At 71.5% G+C, this 22,639-nt stretch carries 25 protein-coding genes and 1 pseudogene; 11 read left to right on the top strand and 15 right to left on the bottom strand.

All coding sequences use genetic code 11. The features are described from left to right. Window positions 1-75: 75 nt before the first annotated feature. Window positions 76-306 carry an antitoxin gene (locus tag E1265_RS14890; protein ID WP_132930775.1) on the top strand — a complete coding sequence of 77 codons (231 nt, stop codon included), beginning with the start codon at window positions 76-78 and terminating at the stop codon, window positions 304-306. 76 nt (window positions 307-382) lie between these two features. Here the strand turns inward: E1265_RS14890 and E1265_RS14885 are convergent, their stop codons facing one another. Beyond that, entirely contained in the window at window positions 383-1,531 is a 1,149-nt protein-coding gene (locus E1265_RS14885; RefSeq protein ID WP_207931078.1) for an amidohydrolase family protein, read from the bottom strand. A gap of 105 nt (window positions 1,532-1,636) precedes the next feature. Between E1265_RS14885 and E1265_RS14880 the strand changes: the two genes are divergently transcribed. Continuing rightward, entirely contained in the window at window positions 1,637-2,014 is a 378-nt protein-coding gene (locus E1265_RS14880; RefSeq protein ID WP_132930773.1) for a nuclear transport factor 2 family protein, read from the top strand. Here E1265_RS14880 and E1265_RS14875 read toward each other — a convergent pair. Genes E1265_RS14875 through E1265_RS14865 form a run of 3 tightly spaced genes read right to left on the bottom strand, consistent with a single transcriptional unit; the run spans window position 2,002 to window position 3,435 of the window. Continuing rightward, entirely contained in the window at window positions 2,002-2,421 is a 420-nt protein-coding gene (locus E1265_RS14875; RefSeq protein ID WP_132930772.1) for an ankyrin repeat domain-containing protein, read from the bottom strand. The genes E1265_RS14880 and E1265_RS14875 overlap by 13 nt on opposite strands. Beyond that, on the bottom strand, window positions 2,418-2,552 hold the full coding sequence (locus E1265_RS39055) for a DUF397 domain-containing protein (protein WP_132930771.1): 135 nt from the start codon (window positions 2,550-2,552) through the stop codon (window positions 2,418-2,420). Before E1265_RS39055 ends, E1265_RS14875 begins: the two co-directional genes overlap by 4 nt. Beyond that, window positions 2,491-3,435 carry a helix-turn-helix transcriptional regulator gene (locus E1265_RS14865; RefSeq protein ID WP_243740794.1) on the bottom strand — a complete coding sequence of 315 codons (945 nt, stop codon included), beginning with the start codon at window positions 3,433-3,435 and terminating at the stop codon, window positions 2,491-2,493. The genes E1265_RS39055 and E1265_RS14865 overlap by 62 nt, the downstream gene beginning before the upstream one ends. 121 nt (window positions 3,436-3,556) lie before the next feature. Between E1265_RS14865 and E1265_RS14860 the strand changes: the two genes are divergently transcribed. Both E1265_RS14860 and E1265_RS14855 read left to right on the top strand, forming a co-directional pair. After that, window positions 3,557-3,859 carry a hypothetical protein gene (locus E1265_RS14860; RefSeq protein ID WP_207931077.1) on the top strand — a complete coding sequence of 101 codons (303 nt, stop codon included), beginning with the start codon at window positions 3,557-3,559 and terminating at the stop codon, window positions 3,857-3,859. Window positions 3,860-3,864: 5 nt separating this feature from the next. Then, the gene (locus E1265_RS14855) at window positions 3,865-4,419 is read left to right on the top strand and encodes a Uma2 family endonuclease (RefSeq protein WP_132930770.1); all 555 of its coding nucleotides are present in this window, start codon (window positions 3,865-3,867) and stop codon (window positions 4,417-4,419) included. Here the strand turns inward: E1265_RS14855 and E1265_RS14850 are convergent. Beyond that, complete coding sequence (locus tag E1265_RS14850) at window positions 4,416-4,730, bottom strand: helix-turn-helix transcriptional regulator (RefSeq protein ID WP_132930769.1); 315 nt, start codon at window positions 4,728-4,730, stop codon at window positions 4,416-4,418. The genes E1265_RS14855 and E1265_RS14850 overlap by 4 nt on opposite strands. 56 nt (window positions 4,731-4,786) lie before the next feature. Between E1265_RS14850 and E1265_RS14845 the strand changes: the two genes are divergently transcribed. The 5 genes and pseudogenes from E1265_RS14845 (at window position 4,787) to E1265_RS14825 (ending at window position 8,821) form a co-directional block, all read left to right on the top strand. Further along, a complete protein-coding gene (locus tag E1265_RS14845) occupies window positions 4,787-5,614 on the top strand; it encodes an aldo/keto reductase (protein WP_132930768.1) in 828 nt (275 codons plus the stop codon). Between the two features lie 199 nt (window positions 5,615-5,813). After that, window positions 5,814-6,645: pseudogene (locus E1265_RS14840) on the top strand (MerR family transcriptional regulator). A gap of 146 nt (window positions 6,646-6,791) precedes the next feature. Beyond that, the gene (locus E1265_RS14835) at window positions 6,792-7,022 is read left to right on the top strand and encodes an antitoxin (protein WP_132930767.1); all 231 of its coding nucleotides are present in this window, start codon (window positions 6,792-6,794) and stop codon (window positions 7,020-7,022) included. Continuing rightward, the gene (locus tag E1265_RS14830; protein WP_132930766.1) at window positions 7,019-7,423 is read left to right on the top strand and encodes a type II toxin-antitoxin system VapC family toxin; all 405 of its coding nucleotides are present in this window, start codon (window positions 7,019-7,021) and stop codon (window positions 7,421-7,423) included. Before E1265_RS14835 ends, E1265_RS14830 begins: the two co-directional genes overlap by 4 nt. A 102-nt stretch (window positions 7,424-7,525) precedes the next feature. Then, complete coding sequence (locus E1265_RS14825; protein ID WP_132930765.1) at window positions 7,526-8,821, top strand: MFS transporter; 1,296 nt, start codon at window positions 7,526-7,528, stop codon at window positions 8,819-8,821. On the opposite strand, the gene E1265_RS14820 is transcribed toward E1265_RS14825, so the two are convergent. Together E1265_RS14820 and E1265_RS14815 are read right to left on the bottom strand one after the other, a co-directional pair. Then, entirely contained in the window at window positions 8,745-9,170 is a 426-nt protein-coding gene (locus E1265_RS14820) for a PH domain-containing protein (protein WP_132930764.1), read from the bottom strand. The genes E1265_RS14825 and E1265_RS14820 overlap by 77 nt on opposite strands. Window positions 9,171-9,180: 10 nt before the next feature. Next, window positions 9,181-10,434 (bottom strand): helix-turn-helix domain-containing protein, encoded by a 1,254-nt coding sequence (locus tag E1265_RS14815; protein WP_132930763.1) that lies wholly within the window; start codon window positions 10,432-10,434, stop codon window positions 9,181-9,183. 253 nt (window positions 10,435-10,687) lie between these two features. Between E1265_RS14815 and E1265_RS14810 the strand changes: the two genes are divergently transcribed. Then, complete coding sequence (locus E1265_RS14810) at window positions 10,688-11,731, top strand: hypothetical protein (RefSeq protein WP_132930762.1); 1,044 nt, start codon at window positions 10,688-10,690, stop codon at window positions 11,729-11,731. A gap of 313 nt (window positions 11,732-12,044) precedes the next feature. Further along, a complete protein-coding gene (locus E1265_RS14805) occupies window positions 12,045-13,106 on the top strand; it encodes a glycoside hydrolase family 43 protein (protein ID WP_132930761.1) in 1,062 nt (353 codons plus the stop codon). Window positions 13,107-13,122: 16 nt separating this feature from the next. Here the strand turns inward: E1265_RS14805 and E1265_RS14800 are convergent, their stop codons facing one another. From E1265_RS14800 to E1265_RS14760, 8 genes are all read right to left on the bottom strand, one after another. Beyond that, entirely contained in the window at window positions 13,123-13,719 is a 597-nt protein-coding gene (locus E1265_RS14800; protein WP_132930760.1) for a hypothetical protein, read from the bottom strand. Further along, window positions 13,716-14,123: a hypothetical protein gene (locus tag E1265_RS14795; protein ID WP_132930759.1), complete on the bottom strand. Its 408-nt coding sequence runs from the start codon at window positions 14,121-14,123 to the stop codon at window positions 13,716-13,718. The genes E1265_RS14800 and E1265_RS14795 overlap by 4 nt, the downstream gene beginning before the upstream one ends. Before the next feature lie 552 nt (window positions 14,124-14,675). Continuing rightward, a complete protein-coding gene (mgtE, locus tag E1265_RS14785) occupies window positions 14,676-16,001 on the bottom strand; it encodes a magnesium transporter (protein WP_132930758.1) in 1,326 nt (441 codons plus the stop codon). A gap of 324 nt (window positions 16,002-16,325) precedes the next feature. Further along, window positions 16,326-17,615, bottom strand: coding sequence for a thymidine phosphorylase (locus E1265_RS14780; RefSeq protein WP_132930776.1), 1,290 nt, complete (start codon window positions 17,613-17,615; stop codon window positions 16,326-16,328). Between the two features lie 34 nt (window positions 17,616-17,649). Further along, window positions 17,650-18,060, bottom strand: a complete 411-nt coding sequence (locus E1265_RS14775) for a cytidine deaminase (protein ID WP_132930757.1) — start codon at window positions 18,058-18,060, stop codon at window positions 17,650-17,652. 14 nt (window positions 18,061-18,074) lie between these two features. After that, window positions 18,075-19,346, bottom strand: coding sequence for an ABC transporter permease (locus E1265_RS14770; protein WP_243740796.1), 1,272 nt, complete (start codon window positions 19,344-19,346; stop codon window positions 18,075-18,077). Between the two features lie 29 nt (window positions 19,347-19,375). Next, complete coding sequence (locus E1265_RS14765) at window positions 19,376-20,515, bottom strand: ABC transporter permease (RefSeq protein ID WP_132930755.1); 1,140 nt, start codon at window positions 20,513-20,515, stop codon at window positions 19,376-19,378. After that, a complete protein-coding gene (locus tag E1265_RS14760) occupies window positions 20,512-22,116 on the bottom strand; it encodes an ABC transporter ATP-binding protein (RefSeq protein ID WP_243740795.1) in 1,605 nt (534 codons plus the stop codon). The genes E1265_RS14765 and E1265_RS14760 overlap by 4 nt, the downstream gene beginning before the upstream one ends. Window positions 22,117-22,639 lie beyond the last annotated feature (523 nt).

Here is a 22,639-nt window from a genome sequence, read left to right as displayed (position 1 = left end):
GGCTAGCCCGCCAATCCGGGGGTGGTGCCAGGTACACCAGGACGGTGGCGCGAGCACCGCGACTAGCGTTGTCGCATGGCCACTCTCCACGTCCACGACCTGTCCGACGGCGCGCTGGCCGAGCTCACGGTGAGAGCCGCCCGAAGTCGGCAGTCTGTCCAGGCATACGCCCGGACACTGCTGGAACAGGAGGCGGCGACCCCGACCACCGAGAACGTCATCGCGCGCATCAGGGAGCGGGTGACCGCGCGGCTGTCCGCGAGCGTGGCCATCGCCGACGTCCAGTCAGGCCGTGAGCGCGCGTAATCGTGCTGGACGCCACCGATGTGGCCCCGGCCGAAGGGCTCGGGTTCCGCTGATCACCAGCGACGCCAGGCCACGATCAGGCGGCCACCGGTGCCGCCCGCCCAACCCGGCGGCCGCCGCGCCACACGCCCTGGATGCGGGAGGCGAGCGTGGCGGGGTCGAGGCCGATGCCGGAGAGCAGCACCAGGTCGGCCCGCTTGCCGGCGGCTATCTCGCCCCGGTCGTCGTGGAGCCGCAGCAACCGGGCCGCGTCGATCGTGGCGGCGCGCAGCGCGCCGGCGTGGCCGAGGCCGGCGGCGGCCAGGTGCTCGATCTCGCGGAGCGCCTCGGTGTGCGGCCGGACCGGGTTGTCGGTGCCCATGGCGATCGGCACGCCGGCGTCGAGGGCCAGTTTCACCGCCCGCCGGTGCGCCTCCGGTGCCCCCTCGGGGGACTCGTCCGGCGCGCTCTGCGTCACGGACAGCGTCGGCACCAGCCAGGTCCCGGCCTCCGCCATCGCGCCCACCGCCGCCTCGTCCAGGTAGGTGCCGTGCTCGACGGAGCGCGCCCCGGCCCGCGCCGCCAGCTCCGCCGCCCGCGCGCCGTGCGCGTGCACCATCACGCCCCGGCCGCCCTGCCGGGTCGCCTCGTCCACGAGCGCCGCCATCTCACCCGGCGTCAACTGCACGTCGTGCACCCCGTGCCCCAGCGACATGGAGCCGGTGGCCGTCACCTTGATCCAGTCGGCGCCGGCCCGCACCATCCGCCGCACCGTCGCCCTGGCCTCGACCGGACCGTTGAAGACCGGGTCCGGCATGGCCGGGTCGCCGAAGAAGTCGACGTCCCCGACGCGCGGCGTCCAGTGGTCGCCGATCCCGCCCGTGGTGCACACCTGCCGCAGCGAGACCAGGATCTCGGGGCCCTCGATCCAGCCCCGCTCCACCGCCAACCGCATCCCGGCGTCGGCGCCCCAGGCGTCCCGGATCGTGGTGATCCCGAGCCCGAGCAACGTCCGCAGCACCGGCACGGCGGACAGCGGCCGCACCGAACGCGCCAGGCGGAAGGAGTCCTTCATGGTCTCGGCCAGGCCGACATGCGTGTGGCAGTCGATGAACCCCGGCACGAGCAGTGAGCCCGCGCAGTCCACGACCTCGTCCCCGTCGAGCCCCCGTCCCACGGCGACGATCCGTTCCCCCTCCACCACGACATCGGTCCCCCAGATCTCGCCGGAGACCACATCGAGCACGGAACCTGAAGCGAAAAGCGTACGAGTCACCCGGTCATGCTCGCACTGACCTGCGAGGACTCCCGCCCCGGGTCGAGTGTCAGAGGCGGCTGCCAGGATGAGGCCATGGAGTCATCCGGGGTCGTTCGGGGCCTGTGGGAGCGCATGCAGGCGAGGGACTGGGCGGGGGTCGGCGAGTTGCTGGCCGAGGACCTGGTGGTGGAGTGGCCGGTCAGCGGCGAGCGGATCGTCGGCCGGGAGAACTACGTGCGGATCAACGCCGAGTATCCGGAGGGCTGGACGATACGGGTGCTGCGCGTCGTGGCGAGCGGCGACGAGGTCGTCTCGGAGGTGGAGGTCCCGCACACCGGCATGGGCGTGCACCGCGTGGCCTCGTTCTGGACGGTCAGGGAGGGCAGGATCGCCCGGGGCCGGGAGTACTGGAGCGAGTTGGGCTCCGACCCCTCGCCGGAGTGGCGGGCGCCGTACGTTCAGCGGATCTGACCGCTCAGCAGCGCCTCGGTCTCGGGGTGGGGATCCGGCTGGCGCCGCACCCATTCCAGCGGTGTGAGGCCCGTGCCGCCGTCCTCGCGCAGCGTGGGGTCGGCGCCGTGCGCCAGCAGCTCCCGCACCACGTCGGCGTGCCCCCAACTCGCGGCGGCACACAGCGGGGTCCCCTCGGACCCCTCCCCCGCGCTCTCCCGATCCGGCGCCGCACCGGCCTCCAGGAGGAGCCGCACGGACGCGGCGTCGCCGTGCACGGCGGCCGCGTACAGCGCGGTCATCCCGTCGCGGTCGCTCGCCTCCGGGCTCGCCCCGGCGCGCAACAACCGCCGCACGACCGCCGGTTCCCCCACCATGGCCGCCAAGACGAGCCGCTTCGCGGCCTTCTCCCGCCGCCGCCGATTCACGCCGACCGCACGAACGCGGCCCACGCGGCGGCCGGAATGACCAGCACGGGCCCGTGCGGAACCTTGCTGTCACGCACGGGCATCACCCCCAGGCAGCCGTCGCCCACCTCGACGCACGAGCCGCCCTCCATGCCGCTGTAGCTGCTTTTCCGCCAGACGACGGCGCTGGAATCGGCTTGGGACGCGAGCTGCACGGTAGGTGCCTTCCATCACGGATTGGATCAAGTCAAGGGACTGCTCTGGGGGAAGTGCCATGGCCCGAAGGCGATCGTAGCCCTTGCCATACGCCTGTACTTCGTCATTCTCCTCGGTGAGGTGACCGAACTCGTCGGCCTCCTTGTACGCCGATGCGTCCCCGTCCGGCAGTGTGAGCATCATCAACGAGCACTCCATGGGCCAATGACCGCCGGCCGCGAATGGCAGCACCTGTACGGTGACGTGAGGGTCCTGAGCAGCTTCCAGCACACGGGCCATCTGGCCGCGCATGATCGCAGGGCTGCCAACCGGACGCATCAATACGGCCTCGTCCAGAACCATCCAGAACTCGCGGAGCTTAGGGTCCTTCAGCTTGGGCTGGCGCCCCATCCTGCCGGTCAGCCGCTTCTGCAGGTGTTCCTCGGACGTCAGCGTCGGGCTGAGACTCAGCAGGGCGTGAGCGTACTCCCTGGTCTGAAGTAGCCCGTGAAACGTACGCGCCATATACACCTGGATCGCCGTTGCCCTGCCCTCCTGCTTCAGGTGCTCCTGTGCCCAGTCGGGGAACGCCTCCCGCCGCACGTGCGGCGTCAGTTCCTCCAACAGCCCGTCCGTGTTCAGCAACTTGTCAAGTTTCTTGGAGAGTTCGAGCGTCGGTTTGGCACCGGTCGCCCGTTCGAGCTGGTTGATGCGGGACTGGACGACGTGTGCCCGGAAGCCCAGGTCGCCCTGGGTCCAGCCGGCTTCGAGGCGGTACCGCCGCAGCCGGCTGCCGTACAGCGCGCCCATCGAGTCGCTGGGGTCGATTTCGTTGGCCATGGCGTCACGCCCCTCTGTTACGGCGGTTCGAGGTAATCCGCTCACCTCTTGGAGAGGCTAGGTCGGTTCGGCCATTCTCGGTCGCGTACGGCGAACAAAGGACCCCGGAGGGTGATTATCTGTGGAGCCGGTAAAGTCCGACCTCTACCTGCTGTGCGGCGAACTGCGCCGGGAACTCGACCGGCACGGCGTGCGGTTGCCGGCGCTGATGCCGCTCGCCGAGTTGGACATGGACCCGCCGGAGTGGTCGGCGCAGCTGATCTGGCTCGGCACCTGCCGCGTCCCGACGGCCCGCCGCCTGCTGGCCACCCTCCGCACGGCCACGCCGCCCGAGCCACGGCCGGACCTCCACACCCTCGTCCGCGAGGCGAACGCCCGCAGCGAGCGGAACCGCGCGCTCAAGAGCGGTCTTGACCCACGGTGAGGAACATGGCCGCGCTGGATGAGCGTGCTCAGCGCGCCTTTGACTCGCTCGATGTGCCAGAGGGCTATCGAGCAGAGTGGATCAACGGAGAGATCATCTTGTCGCCCTCCGGCAAGCCACTGCGCTGGGACATCCAGCTGGAGCTGATCACGCAGTTCGCGGCACACAGCCAGTGGCGCGTCGCTGCCGAGCAGACCGTCACCCATCCTATGTACGGCGACGAGCCCCGCCCGGACCTCTTCGTGCTGCCCAGCACCACGGAAGTGGATCCGGAAGGCAGCTTTCCGGGGGACGAGATCCGGTTCGTCGCGGAGGTCCTGTCCAAGAGCAACAAGGGAACCGATCTGGTGGACAAGGTCGAGGTCTACGCACGCTTTGGCATTGGCCTCTATCTGATCATCGCCCCCTTCAAGGGGTGGTGCACGCCGCACAGCGAACCACGCGAGGAAGGCTACGCGGCCTCTTCCGGGTCTTCGTTCGGCGACCCCGTGGTCCTTCCCGAGCCGTTCGGGTTCTCGCTCGACACCCGGAAGTTCGGCCGTTACGCGAAGACGCGCTAACGCGTGGCGTTCTTCGGCGTGAGATCGATGGTGAGCTCGGCATCCAGCGCGCGGGCCAGCCGACGTAGCAGCGGGATGGTGGGCACGGTTCCGCCGCCTTCGATGCGGGAGATCTGCGGCTGTTTCATCCCGCAGCGTTCCGCCAACTCGCTCTGGGACAGCCCGAGCGCCGTGCGCCGGTCGTAGACGAGCTGCCCAAGCTCACGGGCGAGGCCAGCGTCCTCGTACATCCGGTCGTACTCCGAGCCGTCTTCGACCGTTTCGCCGAGGAGCTGCCTGGCTCGGCGCGTTCTCCACTGGCTGTGATTCATGTCGACTCTCCCTTCGATAAGGTCACGGCTGTTGACCGCACTGTTAGCGTGCCCCCATGTTTGCCATAGGTGGGGACCTGAACGTACGGCGGCTCGGATTCGGGGCCATGCGGCTGTCGACGGAGCCGGGACCGGCCCGGGAGAACTCCGTCGCCGTCGCCAGGCGGGCCGTCGAGCTGGGTGTCACGCTGATCGACACCGCTCATCTCTACGGCGGCGGTGCCAACGAGGAGTTGCTCGCCGAGGCGCTGTACCCGTATCCGGACGAGTTGCTGGTCACCACCAAGGTCGGCGTCGCGCGAACCGGTCCCGAGGGTGAGTGGAAGCTCGACGGGCGGCCCGAGGTGCTGCGCGACCAGGTCGAGTGGGCGCTGCGCCGGCTGCGCGTCGAGCGGATCGAACTGCTCCAGTTGCACCGGATCGATCCGGAGACGCCGGTCGCGGACCAGCTCGGCACGCTGCGGGAGCTGCGGGACGAGGGCAAGATCGGCCGGATCGGCCTTTCCGAGGTGACCGTCGACGAGCTCGACGAGGCCCTGACGATCGTCGAGATCGTGAGCGTGCAGAACCAGTACAACCTGCTCGACCGCCAGCACGAGCCCGTGCTCGCCGCCTGCGAGGCGGCCGGGATCGCGTTCCTGCCGTGGCGCCCCGTCGCCTGGGGGGAAGCGGGCGCGCGCGCCGAGATCGCCGCCGTGGCGGCGGAGCTCGGCGCCACCGCCACGCAGGTCGCGCTCGCCTGGCTGCTCGGCCACTCCCCCGTCATCCTCCCGATCCCGGGCACGGCCCGGATCGACCACCTGGAGGAGAACGTCGCGGCCGCACGCCTCCGCCTGACACCGGCGCAGCGCGACCGCCTCGACGCGCTGGCCGCCCCGGCCTGAGGCCTGTTTCTCTGGCCGGGTCCGGGCCCATATCAGGGTGGCTGCGAGATCACGTGTGACCTGGTACACGATGGCCCCTCTGCGTGCGGCTGCTGGAACCCGAGGGCTACGCCGCATGACCGCGATGGCCGATGCGTGCAGCGTCTGCGAGGCGGGGGTTGACCCTCACACCGTGTCAGCCAGTGAAGTGGGCGATGTCATGTTCAACATCGGAGCATTCGCCAAGTACGGCGGCGTGTCGGTGCGCATGCTGCGCCATTACGACGCCGTGGGGCTGTTGCGCCCCGCCCAGGTCGACCCGCACACCGGCTACCGGTCCTACGAGGCCGACCAGCTGGCCCGGCTCAACCGCGTTATCGCGCTCAAGGAGTTGGGTTTCACGCTGATGCAGGTACGCGCCATCCTCGACAAGGAGGGACGCTACCGAGCTGCGCGGCATGCTGCGGCTGCGCCGGGCCGAGCTGGAATCGGCGATGGCGGCCGACGCGGCACGGTTGGCGCAGGTGGAGGCGAGGCTCCGGGTGATCGAGAGCGAGGGGCAGATGCCGTCCGACGACGTGGATCAAGCGGGTCCCAGCGATGCGTGTGGCAGAGCTGACGGCCGTTGTGGAAAGCTTCGAGCCGCAGTTGATCACCCCGGTGATCACTCGGCTCTACGAGGAGTTGTGGAGCCGGATGCAGGCCGCCGGGCTCCGGGCGAGCGATGCGGCGGTCGCGTACTACGAAACCCCGAGGGGCCGGTGACGGTGCACGCGACCATCCCGATCGACACCGAGCCAGAGCCTTCGCGCGACTTCGTGGTGGTGGATCTGCCGTAGGTGGAGGCCGCCACGCTGGTGCACAAGGGCCCGGCGGACCAGGCCATTCCCAGCGTTCAGGCGCTCGCTCGCTGGATCGACGCCAACGGCTACACGTCGATGGGCCCCGCCCGGGAAGTCACTCTCTCCTGTCCCCACTGCGGCGACCATGCGGTGACCGAGCTCCAAGAGCCGATCGCCCGCCGTTGGGTAAGGCCGGGTCACTCGCCGTGACCCGGCCCCTCAGAACCGGACGTCCCTGTTTCCAGGCATCACGGCTCAAGCGAGGTCGTAGGCCGCGCCCGCCCCGAGCCGCTCAGGCAGGTCCTCACCCCCCCATCGCGTCAGCACTTCGTCATCAACGCTGCTAGAGTGCTGGCATGACTGACGTCACAGTCCGGAAGGTGCCGGACGACATGCTCAGGACGCTCAAGATCCGCGCGGCAGAGGCCGGCAAGTCGCTCCAGGCGTACTTGTTGGACATCATCGTCCGCGAGGCGACAACCCCGACCAACGCCGAACTGGCCCAGCGCATGAAGCGGTCCGCCAGCCTCGACCTGACCGACGCGGACATTCCCGGGCTCATGGACGCGGAGCGTGATCGTCGTTGATCGTCATCGACTGTTCGGCCCTGGTCCACGGGCTGACCGACGTGGGCACGCGCGGAGACGCGGTGCGCGCCAGGATCGCCGCTCATGAACTGGCGGCGCCGGCCCTGCTGGACTTCGAGGTCGGCTCGGCCCTCTTCGGCATGGCGCGAGGGCGACGCGGTGATGTGCCGAAACTGGCGGCGGAGGATCTGGACGAGGCCTTGGCCACTTACCAGGCCCTCACCATCCGCCGGTACGACGCCATGCCGTTCTGGCCCCGGGTGCGGGAGCTGTCCGCCAATCTGTCGGCCTACGACGCCGCGTACGTCGCACTCGCCGAGGCTCTCGGCGTCGATCTCGTGACGAGTGACCAGCGCATCAGCAAGTCCGGCGTCTCTCGCGCCACGGTCGACGTTCTCTGACGACGAGGTCGCGGCACCCCGCAGGCGGCGAAACTCCGTTGACGCCGGCGCGCGTCCGCCGTTAGAACCGGGGACCGTGCGAATACCAGCCACGGCCGCGCCGTGAGGTGGCCACGCGCCCGGGACGGCGCGGCGTGGGCGATCCCGGTGGCGCTGGCGATCGACGCCGTCGGGACCGGGCTCTACCTCCCGCTGTCCATGGTCTACTTCCTCTCCGCCACCGACCTCTCCGAGGCCCGCGTCGGCCTGCTGCTGACCGGCGCCATGGCCGGCTCGCTGTTGCTGCCGCTGCTCGTCGGGCGGGTCGTCGACCGGGTCGGGCCGCGTCCCGTGGTGATCGCGGGGCTGCTGTTCCAGTCCACCGGGTTCTTCCTCTACCTGGGGGTGTCGGGGCCGGTGTCGCTGTTCCTCGCGGCGCTGGTCGAGGCGGTCGGGCTGCGGGTGTACTGGTCGTCGGTCTTCGCACTGATCGCCGAGCAGGCGGGGCAGGCCGACGGCGACGCCAGGGACCAGTGGTTCGCCAGGGCCGGCATGATCCGGGCGGCCGGCACCGGTGCCGGGACGGTGCTCGCGGGGGTGCTGCTCGCGCTCGCCTCGCAGCAGGCGTACCGGGGCATGGTGCTGGCGGACGCGATCTCGTTCGTCGTCGCGGCGCTGACCGTGGCGCTGTTCGTCCGTGGCGGGCGGCGGCCGGTCCGCGGGGCCGACGGGCAACCCTCGGACGGGGTAGGGCAGTTGCTGCGCAACCGGCCGTATCTGGCGCTGATCGGCGTCAACGTGTTGTTCAACGTCTGCACGGTCTTCCTCGCCGTGGCGATCCCGGTGTACGTGGTGCGCGGCCTCGACGCGCCCGGCTGGGCGGTCGGCGCCTTCCTCACCATCACCACCGTGGCGGTGGCCACCGGCACGAGCGCGGTGACCCGCCGGGTCCTGCGGCGCACCTCCCGGGGCGGCGCGATGGCCTGGGGCGGCCGGCTGTGGGCGGCCTGGTGCGCCGCCATGGCCCTCGCGGTGCTGCTGCCGCGCGGACCGGCGCAGGTCGGCTACCTCACGCTGGTGATGCTGCTGTGGGCGGCGGCGGAGATGACGCACGGGCCGGCCTCGAACGCGCTCTCCGCGGCGGCGGCGCCGGAGGGGGCGCGGGGTACGTATCTGGCCGCCTTCCAGTACTCGTTCGCGACGGCGGACATGGTGACGCCTGGTCTGTTCGGCGTCCTGTACGGCGTGGACCGGGTGCTGCCGTGGGTGGTCGTGGGTTGCCTGGCGCTGGCGGCGAGCGTGGCGATCCGGCCGCTGGAGCGGCGCCTGGCGGGCCGGGCGGTCAGCGCAGCCACTCCCACAGGGCGTGGAGCCGGCGCACCTCCACGTCCAGCGAGTCGCCCAGGGCCCGGGAGTTGACGTGGATCAGGTTGCGCCGGCGGCCGTCGCCGTCGCGGACCGTGACGTACTTGCCGGTCATCCGGGACCCGCTGACCTCGATGGCCTGGATCTCCCGCCACGGGATCCGCCGGGTGCCGAACGGCAGGCGGATCTGGATGTGTTCGTGGCTGGTGACGGTGCGGCTGCGCCGCAGGGCGACGTAGGTCAGCGGGAAGACGACGAGCATGATCACGGCCCAGGTCAGCAGCACCGTCCACGGTGTCCCGTGCACGGCGAGGATGCCCAACAGCAGGAAGGGTGCGCTGACGGAGATGCCGGCGGTCCCCCGCGGGGCCCGGTAGGCGGGAAAGTACGGCTCGTTCGTCATGCCGGACACGCTAGACCGCGCCCCTCGGGACCCCTCCCGCCGACGGGTCCTGGGACCAGCGTCCGGCGGAGACCGCGGCCACCACGGCGCTGAGGGTGCGCACCCCCTGGGTCGAGGCGGCCTCCATCCCGACCAGCTCGCGGACCCGGCGGAGCCGGTAGTCCAGCGTCCTGGGGTGGATGTGCAGCGCGAACGCGGTCTTCAGCCGGTTCATGTCGTGCCGGTAGAAGGCGTCCAGGGTGGCCACCAGGTCGGGTCCGGTGGACAGCCGGTGCCCCAGGTCCCGCAGCCACTGTTCGACCTGGGGCACCTGCGTGGTGCCGAGTTCGACGAAGACGTCGCGGACCGCGTACAGCCGGTGGGGCACGGCCTCGACGGGTGCCACGCGGCTGATCCGGGCGGCCAGCAGGACCGCCTGGGCGAGCCGCCCTGGCCGACCCTGAACCCCGCCAGCCGAGCAGGGCCGGCCGGTCAGCCGCGCGAAGTCGTCGGCGAGCCGCACCGCGTGCCGCTCCGCCGCCGCCAGCTCGGGCCACTCCACGGGGCCGACGTCGTCCACGGCGGGGGCGCCCGCCCGCACGGGCAGCAGGGCCACGAACAGGTCCGGCTCGTGCCAGGTCATCGGCGTCCTGTGGTGTTTCAGCAGGGCGTCGACGATGGCGTCCGCCCGGCCGGGTGTGGCGGGCAAGGGCGGCCCGGTGACCCGTAACGCCGTCACCAGGAAGGCTGCGGGCAGGGGCATGCCGAGGCCCTCGGCAAGCGCGGCGGCCGTGGGGCCGTCGGACAGGAGCTCCCCGGCCAGGCGCCGAACGCGTGCCGCGACGGGCAGGAACCTCCGCTGGCCCGCCACGTACCCCTCGGTGTAGGCGTTCTGCGCGACCGCGCCCTGGACCGAGAGCCAGCCGAGCATGTGCATCACGTGGTCGACGTCGTTCGGTCCCGCCGCCTCCTGGACCTCCCGCAGGGTGAGGACCGAATGCAGTCCCAGCACGCGCCGCTGCGAGGCCAGGGACACGCCCCGCGCGCCGCGCTCCGCGCCGAACGCCCGCAACGTGGCGAGGTCCGCCTCCGTGAACGGCGCGTCGTCGGCGCCCAGTTCGATCTCCCGGCGGCGCAGCAGCACCGCGAAGTCCAGCATCGCGGCCCTGGCCCCGGCCTCCCTGGTCACCTCGCGGTACTCCGGCAGCTCGCGGGTGTACACCTCCACGGCGCGGCGCGCGTTGCCGTCCAGCCGGTCACGTAACGAGGGGAAGAGTCGGCTCATCGTCGTCTCACTTCCCGGGGGTGGGGCGACACGTCGTCCAGGGCGACTGGACAGCCACTTCACGCGCCGACGGGCCGGGCGACGCCGCCCCCACCCTGCCCGACCGGCGCCCGCCGCGTCTTCGTGACGTCACGCAAAGAGCGGGGGCGCCTCGGGTCCGCCTTCGTGACCTGCGGAAAGGTACGGCCGATTCCCGGCTCCCGACCGCCCGCCCGGCACAGTCTTGTCTCGTTGTCGACCCCAGGAGGGTGTGATGCACCGCAGGAGAGTGTTCACGGCGCTGGCGACCGGCATGGTCGGCCTGCTGCTCGTCGTTCCCGGCCAGACCGCGGTCGGCTCGGACGAGCGTGCCGGAGAGGATCGGGGCCGGACGGGCCACGGCGAGGTCGTCCCGCTGAGCGCCGTCGAGCTCATCAGCCGCTCGGACGCGGAGCCCGGCGCGCGGCAGGAGACCACGCGCGAGGAGAACCACTACTACCGGGACAGCCAGGGACGCACCCGCTACGAGTCCGGGTCGACGGTCACCATCGTCGACCCGGTCGCCGGCACCACCGTGCACCTGGACGAGGAGAGACGGGAGTTCACCAGGACCACCGCCCCGCGGGGCGGGAGCGGCGAGCCGGCCGCCGCGCCGGAACCCGCCGTGACGGCACCGGACGTGGAGCAGCGGCAGCTCAGCTCGGAGCCACGGGACCTGGGCACCCGCCGGATGTCCGGGGTGCCGGTCGAGGGCAGCTCCTACACCGTGACCATTCCCCGGGAGACCGCGCCGCCGGCCACCCAGGAGGTAACGGTCTGGCTGTCGTCCGTCATCGGCCTGGACGTGCGCACCCAGATCGTGGACGAGACCGGCGCCGAGTACACCAGGACCTACACGGACATCGAGGTGGGCGTGGAGCCGTCCGCCGACCTGTTCACGGTGCCCTCCGGCTACCGCGAGGCCGACCCCGTCATGGCGGCGCAGGACACGACCTGCCCGCTGGACATCTCCCCCGACCCGCTGCTGCTGGTGAGCTACGGGTGGGCCCTGGACGCGCGCAGCCAGACCGGTTACACGGACGCCGTGAACCGCGGCTGCGTCATCGCCAACACCGCGGCCGTCGTCGAGTACCCGTTGTGGGCGGCCCCGGTGTCGCCGTACCTGGGCCTGCCGTCCTTCGAGTGGCTGTTCTACGACACAGGCGGCCCGGTGCCCTATGACGGGTACGTCGCCTTCGGCTCCGCCGGGTTCCTCGCCTACAGCCCCGAGGACACGACGGAGAAGTGGTCGCTGGTGGTCCTGTACGTCTTCGTGTAGCGGTACCCGCGACGCCTGGCCCGGGGCCGCCCGAGCCCCGGGCCGGAAGCGCTCGCCGTCACGTCCGGGGCCGCGCGCCGGGGTGGCCGCTAGGGAGATGCCGAGCGCGATGACGGCTCGCCTCATCGTCGCCTCACCTTCTGCTCACGGACGGATGTGCGCCTGGGTGGAGATGTAGCGGAGATGTGACGGACACGTCAACCGACGACTTCTGTGCGGAGTTGCGTAGACGTGTTGACTTGCTTTCGAACACGCTTCTACGCTGCGCGCGTTCACGACCCCGTGGTCCCGCGCGACAGCCAGGAGTGATCCCATGCCCCCCATCGGACGACGCGCCCTCATCGGAGCCCTGGGAGCCGCCGCCACCGTGCCCCTGGCGGGCGGTGCCGCCCACGCCGCCGACGAGCCGCCGAGCGGACTGCGGCTGAACGAGTTCTGGGCGCACGACGCGTTCGTCGTCGCCGACCGGAGCACCGGCACCTACCACCTGTACCACACCACCCCGGAGGAGAGCGCCGAGCCGCAGCTCGTCACGTTCAGCTACCGCAGCCGGGATCTGGTCTCCTGGCAGGGCCCCTACGTCGTCTTCCGGGTGCCGGAGGGCAACTGGGCGACGGCCGGCGGCTGGGCGCCCGAGGTGCACCACTACCGCGGCCGGTGGTACCTCTTCGTCACCCTGCACGACGCGGACGCGGAGTTGGCCGCGCCGCCCGAGGTGCCGTACCGCACCCATCGGCGCGGCACGATCGTGGCCGTCGGCGACTCACCTGGTGGCCCGTTCACGCCGCTGAACCTCGACCGCCCGCACACGCCGGACACGTTCATGGCGCTGGACGGCACGCTGTTCGTCGAGCGCGGCCAGCCGTGGCTGGTCTACGCGCACGAGTGGGTACAGCGTCTCGACGGGACCATGGAGGCCATCCGCCTCACCCAGGACCTGGCCGGCACCGTCGGCGATCCGGTGCACCTGTTCAAGGCGTCCGACGCCCTGGGCATCAACCAGGTGGTCACCGCCGACGCCGCCCCGCTCACCTACGTCACCGACGGGCCCCAGTTCCACCGCAGCCGCACGGGCGACCTGCTGATGCTGTGGTCCACCTGGATGGGCCCGTCCGGCGCCCAGTACTACGTGCAGACGCAGGCCCGTTCGGCCTCCGGCACCCTGGCCGGGCCCTGGGAGCAGCGGCCGGTGCTGGTGGAGGACAACAGCGGCCACGGCATGCCGTTCCGCGCCTTCGACGGCACCCTGCTGATGGTCCTGCACCACCCCTTCGGCTCGCCGGACAGCCGCGCCCAGCTGTACGAGCTCCACGACGCCGGCGACCGCTTCGAGCTGGGTCGCCGCCGCCGCGATCTCGACGGCGGTGACCTGTGAGCGAACCGGGCGGGGCCTAGAACCGCGGCAGCAGGTCGAGCCACTCCCGGGCCTCGCGCCGCAGCGCGTCGTCGCCGAGGCGATCGACCAGCCACGCGAGCGACGGCAGCACCCACCGCATCTCGTTGAGGTGCGCCGCCTCCCCTGAGGGGCGCTGCCCGGGGCTGATCGGCTCGCCGGGCACGTGGAGGCGCCCCCCGCGCGCTCGCCGGGCCGCGTCCAGGGCCGCGTCCCGCGTCAGCGGCAGGTGGTCGAGGGTGAAGCGGACCGCGCCGTCCGGGGTGAACTCGTCCGGCAGCCCGTCGAGGGGTGGGTCGTGGCGCAGCGCGAGGGCCGCGAGACGCATCATCCAGTTCCCGACCTGGCAGTCGCTCAGCCCACCGGACCGCCGTGCGAGGTCGAGGAGTTGGGCGGCGAAGTCCAGGGTGGCCCGGGCCTCGGCGGCCGGCACTCGGCGCGCCGGGGAGCTCCGCGTCTCGACGGTCTCCAGCATCGCCGACCACCACTGGGCCGGGGCGCCGTCCGGGAACGTGCGGCGCAGCCAGGAGGCGCGGTCGCCGGGGGGCGCGTCGCGCAGTTCCCTGAACTCCCGTCCGATGTCTTGGTCTGTCACGCGGGTGACCTTCCGCCGTAGTCGGTGATGCCGTCGAAGCGGACCCGAACGCCCGCGTTCTCGAACGCGGCCACGCCCTGCTGGAGGAAGTTAGCGGATATCTCCGGGGTCGGGGTGAAGTGGCCGGTCATGTTGTCGATCATCGAAACCAGGTTGCGTCCCGGCTCGAAGACGACCTGTCCCGCCCCGTAGACCTCGCCTCCCCCGGTGAGGACGGGATGGTGCATCCCCGGCTGGGCCTGGATGATGTGCAGGTTGCTGCCGCTGTCCACCGCCCACAGGAAGTGCCCTCCGCCGCTCACCGCGTCGTTGAACGCCTGGGTGCCGGCGGTCAGCGGGGTCAGGCCGGAGAACTCCATGTCCAGCAGTTCGAGCGCCAGGTCGTCCGGCCTGTTGTTGGGCACCAGGACCCCGCCCGGATAGGGAGAGAGCCGGCTCCTACGATCTCGCGCACCTTCAACGCTTCCACCTGGAGATCTTCGGGCTGATATACCCCTGGGCAGGCGAACTGCGCACTGTGGACATCGCGAAGAGCACCCCTGCTGTCCGGCCCACAACCTGCGCGCCTACGCGGACGAGGTCTTTGGGCGGCTAAGGTCGGCCGACTGGCTGCACGGGTTGCCGAGGCAGGAACTCGTCCACCACATTGCCGAACTGTACGGAGACATCAACGCGTTGCACCCCTTCCGGGAGGGGAACGGCCGCGCTCAGCGCGCATTCCTCACACAGCTGTCCGTTCAGGCGGGGTGGCCGCTGAACTGGTCCGCATGTCCCCCGCCGAGAACAACGAGGCCTCGATCAAAAGCTTCCTCGGCGACAACGAGCCCATGGAGCGGATGATGGACAAGCTCGTAGCTGGCGGGTAGCGAGCCCGGCGGCACGACAAGCGACTGCGGGTTGAGGAGACCGCCAAATTTGGTAGTGCCAAAAATGGCACTACCAAAAATGGGTGTCTCCTAGATCCCCAGCACTGCCTTCGCCGTCGTGAAGTAGATGACCAGGCCCGTGGCATCCACCAGCGTCGTCACCATGGGGGCCGAGACCACTGCCGGGTCGATGCGGAGCTTCTTGGCGAGCAGCGGCATCGTCCCGCCGACCGTGGAGGCCCAGGTGCAGATGACGATCAGGGTGATGGCGACGACGGCGGCCAGGTCGGCACCGACGAAGACCGCGCCGACGGCGAAGCCGACCACCGCCAGCATCAGGCCGAGGAGCAGCCCGGTGCGGCACTCGCGCCAGATCACCCGGATCAGGTCGGAGGTGCGGACCTCGCCGACCGCGAGGGCGCGGACGGCCGCGGTGGCGGCCTGGGCGCCGGTGTTGCCGCCGGTGCCGATCAACAGCGGGACGAACAACGCGAGTTGGGTGACGGACTCCAGGGTGCCCTCGAACGCCTGGTTGACCGAGACGGTCAGCGTGGCCGCGAACAGCAACAGCAGCAGCCACATCATCCGGGTGCGGGAGAGCTGGAAGACGCTGGCCGACATGTAGTGCCGCTCAAGCGGCTCGGCGCCGGCCTGCCGCGCCACGTCCTCGGTGTCCGCCGCCTCGATGACCTCGAAGGCGTCGTCGCTGGTCAGCAGGCCGACGAGCCGGTCCTCGCTGTCCACCACGGGCAGGTCGAGGACGTTGGTCTCGCGCATCAGCCGGGCCGCGTCCTCGGCCGGCTCGGTGGCCATGGCCCGGGGCGGCTCGGTGACCACCAGCTCGGAGACCATGGCCGTCGGCTCGCTCAGCACCAGCTCCCGTAGCTCGACGATGCCGGTGAGCCGGCGGCCCCGGTCCACCACAGGGAGGGTGTAGATCGTCTCGGCCCGCGCCCCGCGCCGGCGGACCACCTCGAGGGCCTCACCGACCGTCAGGTCCTGCTGGAGGGCGACGGTCTCCGGGGTCATGAAGCGGCCGACCGAGCCCTCTGGGTAGCCGAGCAGCGCGGCCGTCATCTGCCGCTCGTGGGCGCTGAGGCCGGCCAGCACCCGCTTGGCGACCTTGGCCGGGGCCTCCTTGAGCATCCGGGCCCGGTCGTCCGGGTCCAGGTTCTCGACCAGGTCGCGGAACGCCTGGTCGCGCAGGCCCTCCAGGATCTGTTGCTGGTCGACCGGATCGAGTTCCTCGAAGACCTCCAGGGCGCGGTCCTTGTCGAGCAGCCGGAAGGAGATCACGGACTGCACCTCGTCCATCCGGGCGATCTCGTCCGCGATGGCGTAGGGCGGCTGGGTCTCCAGCCACTCCAGGGCGCCGGCGAGGTCATGCTCCTCGAGGAGCATGGGCAGGTGGGTCATGGCGAGGGAACCCCCAGGAAACGGAAGGCGAGCACGGGCATCCGGGGCACGCGCACACGCCGGCCGCCCCAGGAACCCTCGAAACCTGGGCGACTACCTGGGCTGGCCAGCGCGGCGCGGGGGATGACTGGGAGGGTCACTGCGCATCGCAGCGTCACCTCCCGCCGTGTCGTTCCATCAAGACCGTCATTCAGGGTACTAGCCATCGAAGACGATCATGGCAAAAATTCCGACATAGCGGACAGTCAGTCCGTCGGTTCACATGAACGTTTACCCAAGCCTGGGAATCGGGAGCCTGGGAAGCGGGAGCCTGGGAAGCGGGCCTCAGCCCACCCGGCTCAGCACGATCGAGGAGCGGGTCGGCGAGGCCGCCGGCTCCTCGGCCTGGGCGATGCCGATCGCCTCGCCGTCCAGCGCCGCGAGCGCCGGCTCGAAGCGCTCGGGGGTGTCAGTGTGCAGGGTCAGCAGCGGGGCGCCGGCCGTCACCCGGTCGCCCGGCTTGGCGTGCAGCTCCACGCCGGCCGCCGCCTGCACCGGGTCCTCCTTGCGCGCCCGGCCGGCGCCGAGCCGCCAGGCCGCGACGCCCACCGCGTAGGCGTCGAGGGTGGTCAGCACGCCGGAGGCCGGCGCCGGCACCGTGTGGGTCTCCCTGGCCGTCGGCAGCGGCGCGTCCGGGTCGCCGCCCTGGGCCTCGATCATCCGCCGCCAGCGGTCCATCGCGGAGCCGTCGGCGAGCGCCGCCGCCGGGTCCGCGTCCGGCAGCCCGGCCGCCGCCAGCATCTCCCTGGCCAGCGCCAGCGTCAGCTCCACCACGTCCGCCGGGCCGCCGCCCGCAAGCACCTCCACCGACTCCCGCACCTCGAGCGCGTTGCCGGCCGTCAGCCCCAGCGGCGTGGACATGTCGGTGAGCAGCGCCACCGTCCGCACGCCGTGGTCGGTGCCGAGCCCGACCATGGTCTCGGCCAGTTCCCGCGCGTCCTCGTAGGTCTTCATGAACGCGCCCGAGCCGACCTTGACGTCGAGCACCAGCGCCCCGGTGCCCTCGGCGATCTTCTTGGACATGATCGACGAGGCGATCAGCGGGATCGACTCGACGGTGCCCGTCACGTCCCGCAGCGCGTACAGCTTGCGGTCCGCCGGCGCCAGGCCCTCGCCGGCCGCGCAGATCACGGCGCCGGCCGAGCTCAGCACGTCCAGCATCTCGGCGCCCGAGAGCCGGGCCCGCCAGCCGGGGATGGACTCCAGCTTGTCCAGGGTGCCGCCGCTGTGCCCGAGCCCGCGCCCGGAGAGCTGCGGGACGGCCGCCCCGCACGCCGCGACCAGCGGCGCGAGCGGCAGCGTGATCTTGTCCCCGACGCCGCCCGTGGAGTGCTTGTCCGTGGTGGGCAACGGCAGCCCGCTGAAGTCCATCCGCTCGCCCGAGGCGATCATCGCCGCCGTCCAGCGGGCGATCTCGGCGCGGTCCATGCCGTTCAGGAAGATCGCCATGGCCAGCGCCGACATCTGCTCGTCGGCCACCTCGCCCCGCACATAGGCGTCGATGACCCAGTCGATCTGCTCGGGGCCGAGCGCCAGGCCGTCCCGCTTGGCCCGGATCACGCTGATGACGTCCATACCGTTCGTGCCGCTCACTGTCCGCGCCGTTCTCTCAGTACCGTTCCAACTGCCAGGCATCCGGGAGCAGTTCGGCCAGCGGCCGGATGCCGTCCTGGGTGTCGACCAGCAGTTCGGGGCCGCCGTGCTCCATCAGCAGCTGCCGACAGCGGCCGCACGGCAGGATGATCCCGCCCCGCCCGTCGCAGCAGGTGAAGTGGGTCAACCGGCCGCCGCCCGTGGCGTGCAGCGCGGACACCAGGCCGCACTCGGCGCACAGGCCGAGCCCGTAGGAGGCGTTCTCCACGTTGCAGCCGGTGACGGTGCGCCCGTCCTCGGCGACCAGCGCAGCGGCGCCCACCGGATAGGCCGAGTAGGGCGCGTAGGCCCGGGACATGGCGTCCCTGGCCGCCGCGCGCAGCGCCGCCCAGTCCACGGCGTCGTTCGAGGGGTGCGCGGTGCTCATCCCGGGATTGTCCGTCACCGCGCCTGACCCCTGCGGTAGGTCCTGCCCACGGCGCGCGGCGTGCGCAGCCGTTGCGAGAACAGCGCGAGCACCAGCAGCGTCGCCAGGTAGGGGCTTGCGGTGATCAGCTCGCGCGGGATGCTGTCGGTGGTGGCGTACCAGAGGCACAGCAGCCCCGCCAGTACCACGCTGGTGGCGGCGGCGGCCCGCTTGCCGCGGGTGAACTGCCAGACGGCCAGCACCAGCAGGCCGAGCGAGAACAGCAGCAGCATGGCGTGCACGGTGGCCGCCTCGCGGGTCTGCAGCGCGTCCATGAAGCCGAAGAGACCGGCGCCCGCCGCGACCCCGCCCGGCCGCCAGTTGCCGAAGATCATGGTGGCCAGGCCCAGGTAGCCGCGACCGCCGGTCTGGCCGTCCTGGTACATGCGGATCAGCACCGCCAGGTACGCGCCGGCGAGGCCGGCCAGACCGCCGGAGACGGCGAGCGCCACGTACTTGTAGAAGTAGACGTTGACGCCGAGCGACTCGGTGGCCTCCGGGTTCTCGCCGCAGGAGCGCAGCCGCAGGCCGAACGCCGAGCGCCACAGCAGGAAGTAGCTGCCGACGAACAGCAGCACGGCCAGCAGCGTCAGCCAGGACACGTTGGTCACGCCGGCCCGCAGGATGCCCGCGGCGTCCGAGACCAGGAACCAGTGGCGGTCGGCGATGTCGCCAAGACCGTCGGAGATCCCGGGCACGGTGAACGGTTCGAGCCGCTCCATCTGCGGCGACTGCTTGTCGTTGCCGCCGGCCGCCGAGGCCGCGCTGCCCTCCTCGCCGAACCACAGCTTGGCGAGGAACTGGACGACGCCGAGGGCCAGGATGTTGATGGCGACGCCGGAGACGATGTGGTCGACGCCGAAGGTGACGGTGGCCAGCGCGTGCACCAGGCCGCCGAGCACGCCGCCGACGATGCCGGCCGCGACGGCCGCCCACGGCCCGTGCTGCCAGCCGATCCAGCCGGCGGCGAACAGGCCGAGCATCATCATGCCCTCGAGGCCGATGTTGACGACGCCGGAACGCTCGGCCCACAGGCCGCCGAGCCCGGCCAGGCCGATCGGCACGGCGAAGGTCATGGCGCTGACCCACTGCTGGGTCGAGGTGATGCTGTCCTCGCCGGTGACGACGCGCACCAGGGAGAGCAGCAGCAGCGCGCCGGCCACCACGAGCAGCGCCCCCGAGGTGGTCAGCCGGCGCCGGCCGCCGTCCCGCTCGTGGTTGTCGCCGGGGCGCACTCTCCCGGCCAGGTTGGAGAGAGTCGTTGTGAGGGTGGTGGTCACGCGGACACCTCCGCCGAGTCCGAGTCGTTCTTTCGGGGGGCGCCGGACGCGCCGGCCTGGGCGGCCAGCTCCTCGCCCACCATGCGCTGCTGGCGCCTGATCCCCCATCGGCGCACCAGTTCGTAGGCGACGACGACGGAGAGCACGATGACGCCCTGCATCACGCTGACGATCTCCTGCGCGTAGTCCTCGGCCTCCAGCTGGGTCCCGGTGCGTTCCAGGAAGCCCCACAGCAGGGCCGCGAAGGCCATGCCGAGCGGGTGGTTGCGACCCAGGAGGGCGATGGCTATGCCGGTGAAGCCGAGGCCCTCGGGGAAGTCGTTGCCGTAGTTGCCGCTCTCGTTGAGCAGCGTCGGCATGCCGACCAGGCCGGCCACGGCGCCGGAGAGCAGCATCGCGGTGACCACGGTGCGCTTGACGCTGACGCCGCTGGCCTCGGCGGCCGGCTCCGACATGCCGACGGCCCGCAGGTCGAAGCCGAAGCGGGTGCGGTTGAGCACGAACCAGTAGCCGACGCCGACCAGGACGGCGATGATCACCGTGCCGTGGATGGGCTGCACCTGGGTCTCGAACTCGAAGAACATGCTGGAGTCGGGGATGTCCGGGGTGTGGACGATGTTCCCTTCCAGCTCGGCGAGCCGGCCCTGCTGCAGGAAGTAGCCGATGAGCGAGCCGCCGAGGAAGTTCAGCATGATCGTGGTGATGACCTCGCTGACGCCCCTGGTGGCCTTGAGCCAGCCGGCGATGCCGGCCCAGATCGCGCCGACCGCCATGGCGGTGGCCAGGATCACCGGGATCTGCAGGATGCCGGGCAGGCTGAGCGCGCCGCCGACCACGGCGGCGAAGAAGGCGGCGACCCGGTACTGGCCGTCGACGCCGATGTTGAACAGGTTCATCCGGAAGCCGATGGCGACGGCGACCGCGGACAGGTAGTAGGGGATGGCCCGGTTGATGATCCAGACCTGGCTGTCGCTCTTGGTGCCGAAGTCCAGCATCACCTCGTAGGCCCGGAAGGGGTTCTGGCCGGTGACGCCCATCACCGCCGAGGTGATGGCGACGGCGGCGACGATCGCCAGCAGCGGGGCGGCGACGCCGAGGACCAGCTTCTCGCGGTCGATCCGCAGCGCGTTCCTCACGCCTCGTCACCGCCTTCCGGTTCGTGGTGGGGCTCCTGCTGTCCTTCAAGGTGGCCGGTGGCCGCGCCGGTCATGGCGGTGCCCAGCTCCTCGGGGGTGATGGTGGCGGGGTCGGCGTCCGCGACCAGGCGGCCGCGGTACATCACGCGCAGGCTGTCGGAGAGTCCGATCAGCTCGTCGAGGTCGGCGGAGATCAGCAGCACCGCGAGACCCTCGTGTCTGGCCTGCCTGATCTGGTCCCAGATCTGGGCCTGGGCGCCGACGTCGACGCCGCGGGTGGGGTGGGCCGCGATCAGCACCTTGGGCTGGTGGCTCATCTCACGGCCGAAGATCAGCTTCTGCTGGTTGCCGCCGGACAGCGATCCCGCGGTGACCTCGATACCGGGGGTGCGGACGTCGTACTCCTCGACGATCCGCCGGGTGTCCTGGCGGGCGGCGCGGATGGTGAGGAACGGCGGCCGGCCGTTGGGCGGCTCGGTGACGTGGCCGAGCATGCGGTTCTCCCACAGCGGCGCGTCGAGCAGCAGCCCGTGCCGGTGCCGGTCCTCGGGGATGTAGCCGACGCCCGACTCGCGCCTGGCCCTGGTGGACCGTCGCGTGATGTCGGCGCCGTCCAGGGTGACGGTGCCGGCGTCGGGGCGGCGGATGCCCATGATGGCCTCCACCAGCTCGGCCTGGCCGTTGCCCTCCACGCCGGCGATGCCGAGCACCTCGCCCCGGTGGATGGTGAAGGCGACGTCGGCCAGCACGTCGCGCGGCAGGCCGTCCGTGTCCGTGCCGGCGAGCCGCAGCCCCTCGACGGTGAGCACCGGCTCGTCGGTGACGGTCGACTCGCGGGTCTCCGGGGTCGGCAGCGCGCTGCCGACCATCAGCTCGGCCAGCTGCTTCGGGTTGGTCTCGGCGGGCACGACGGACGCGACGGTGGTGCCGCGCCTGATCACCGTGATGTCGTCGGCGACGGACAGCACCTCGCCCAACTTGTGCGAGATGAACAGCACCGTCAGGCCCTCGGCGGTGAGCTCGCGCAGGTTGCCGAAGAGCGCGTCCACCTCCTGGGGGACGAGCACGGCGGTCGGCTCGTCGAGGATCAGCGTGCGGGCTCCTCGGTAGAGGACCTTGAGGATCTCCACGCGCTGGCGGTCGGCGACGCCGATCTCCTCCACCAGGACGTCGGGGCGCACGCCGAGGCCGTAGGACTCGGACAGCTCGAGGATCCGGGCCCGGGCGCGGGCGCCGATGCCGTACGCCTTCTCGGCGCCGAGGACGACGTTCTCCAGCACGGTGAGGTTGTCCGCGAGCATGAAGTGCTGGTGGACCATGCCTATGCCGCGGGCGATGGCGTCCGCCGGGGTGGTGAAGGAGACGCGCTCGCCGTCGATCTCGATGGTGCCCTCGTCCGGCTTCTGCATGCCGTAGAGGATCTTCATCAGCGTCGACTTGCCGGCGCCGTTCTCACCGACCAGGGCGTGCACGGTGCCGCGCTGCACGGTGATGTTGATGTCGTGGTTGGCGACGACTCCGGGGAACCGTTTGGTGATGCCACGCAGCGCGACGGCCGGGACGGCCGAACCGCGCTGGGACGGAACGGTGGAGGCTGTGATGGCGCACACTCCTTGGACGACGCTTCCCCCTGGCGGGGGGCAGGGCCCCGAAGGGACCTCGACTTCTCGAACGGGGCCCCTGCCGGGGCCCTGCGGGGCTTCGGCCACGCCCGGGCCTGGCGGCCCGGGCCCGCGGGGCCACGGCCCCACATCCCCGTGCCGGCCCGGCCAGCCTCGTACCACGGCCGACGGAACCATACGCCTGCGGCGGCCACACCGTCAGGCGCGGCCCCGCCGGGCCGGCCGGGGCCGGCTGGAGAGCCGGCCCCGCTCGGCCCGAAGGCCCGGCCGGCCGGGGGCACGGGGGTTGGCGCCCTCGCGCCCTGGGACGGTCCGAGCGCGGCCCGGGCTCGCTGGGCCCACACTCCCAGCGAGCCGGACCCGGAGGCCGCCGGCTCCTCGGGCGGCGGCCTCGCGCGCCGTCGAGTCGACGGACCGCCCGCACCCTACGCCCGCGGCCGGGGGCCCGTCAGGCCGGGCCGGCCCTCCCCTTCTCCGCCGGGCCGGGCCGGCGGAGCCGGGG

The sequence above is a fragment of the Streptomyces sp. 8K308 genome (assembly GCF_004348315.1).
Taxonomy (GTDB): domain Bacteria; phylum Actinomycetota; class Actinomycetes; order Streptomycetales; family Streptomycetaceae; genus Streptomyces.
This window is presented reverse-complemented; position numbering and strand designations above follow the sequence as displayed.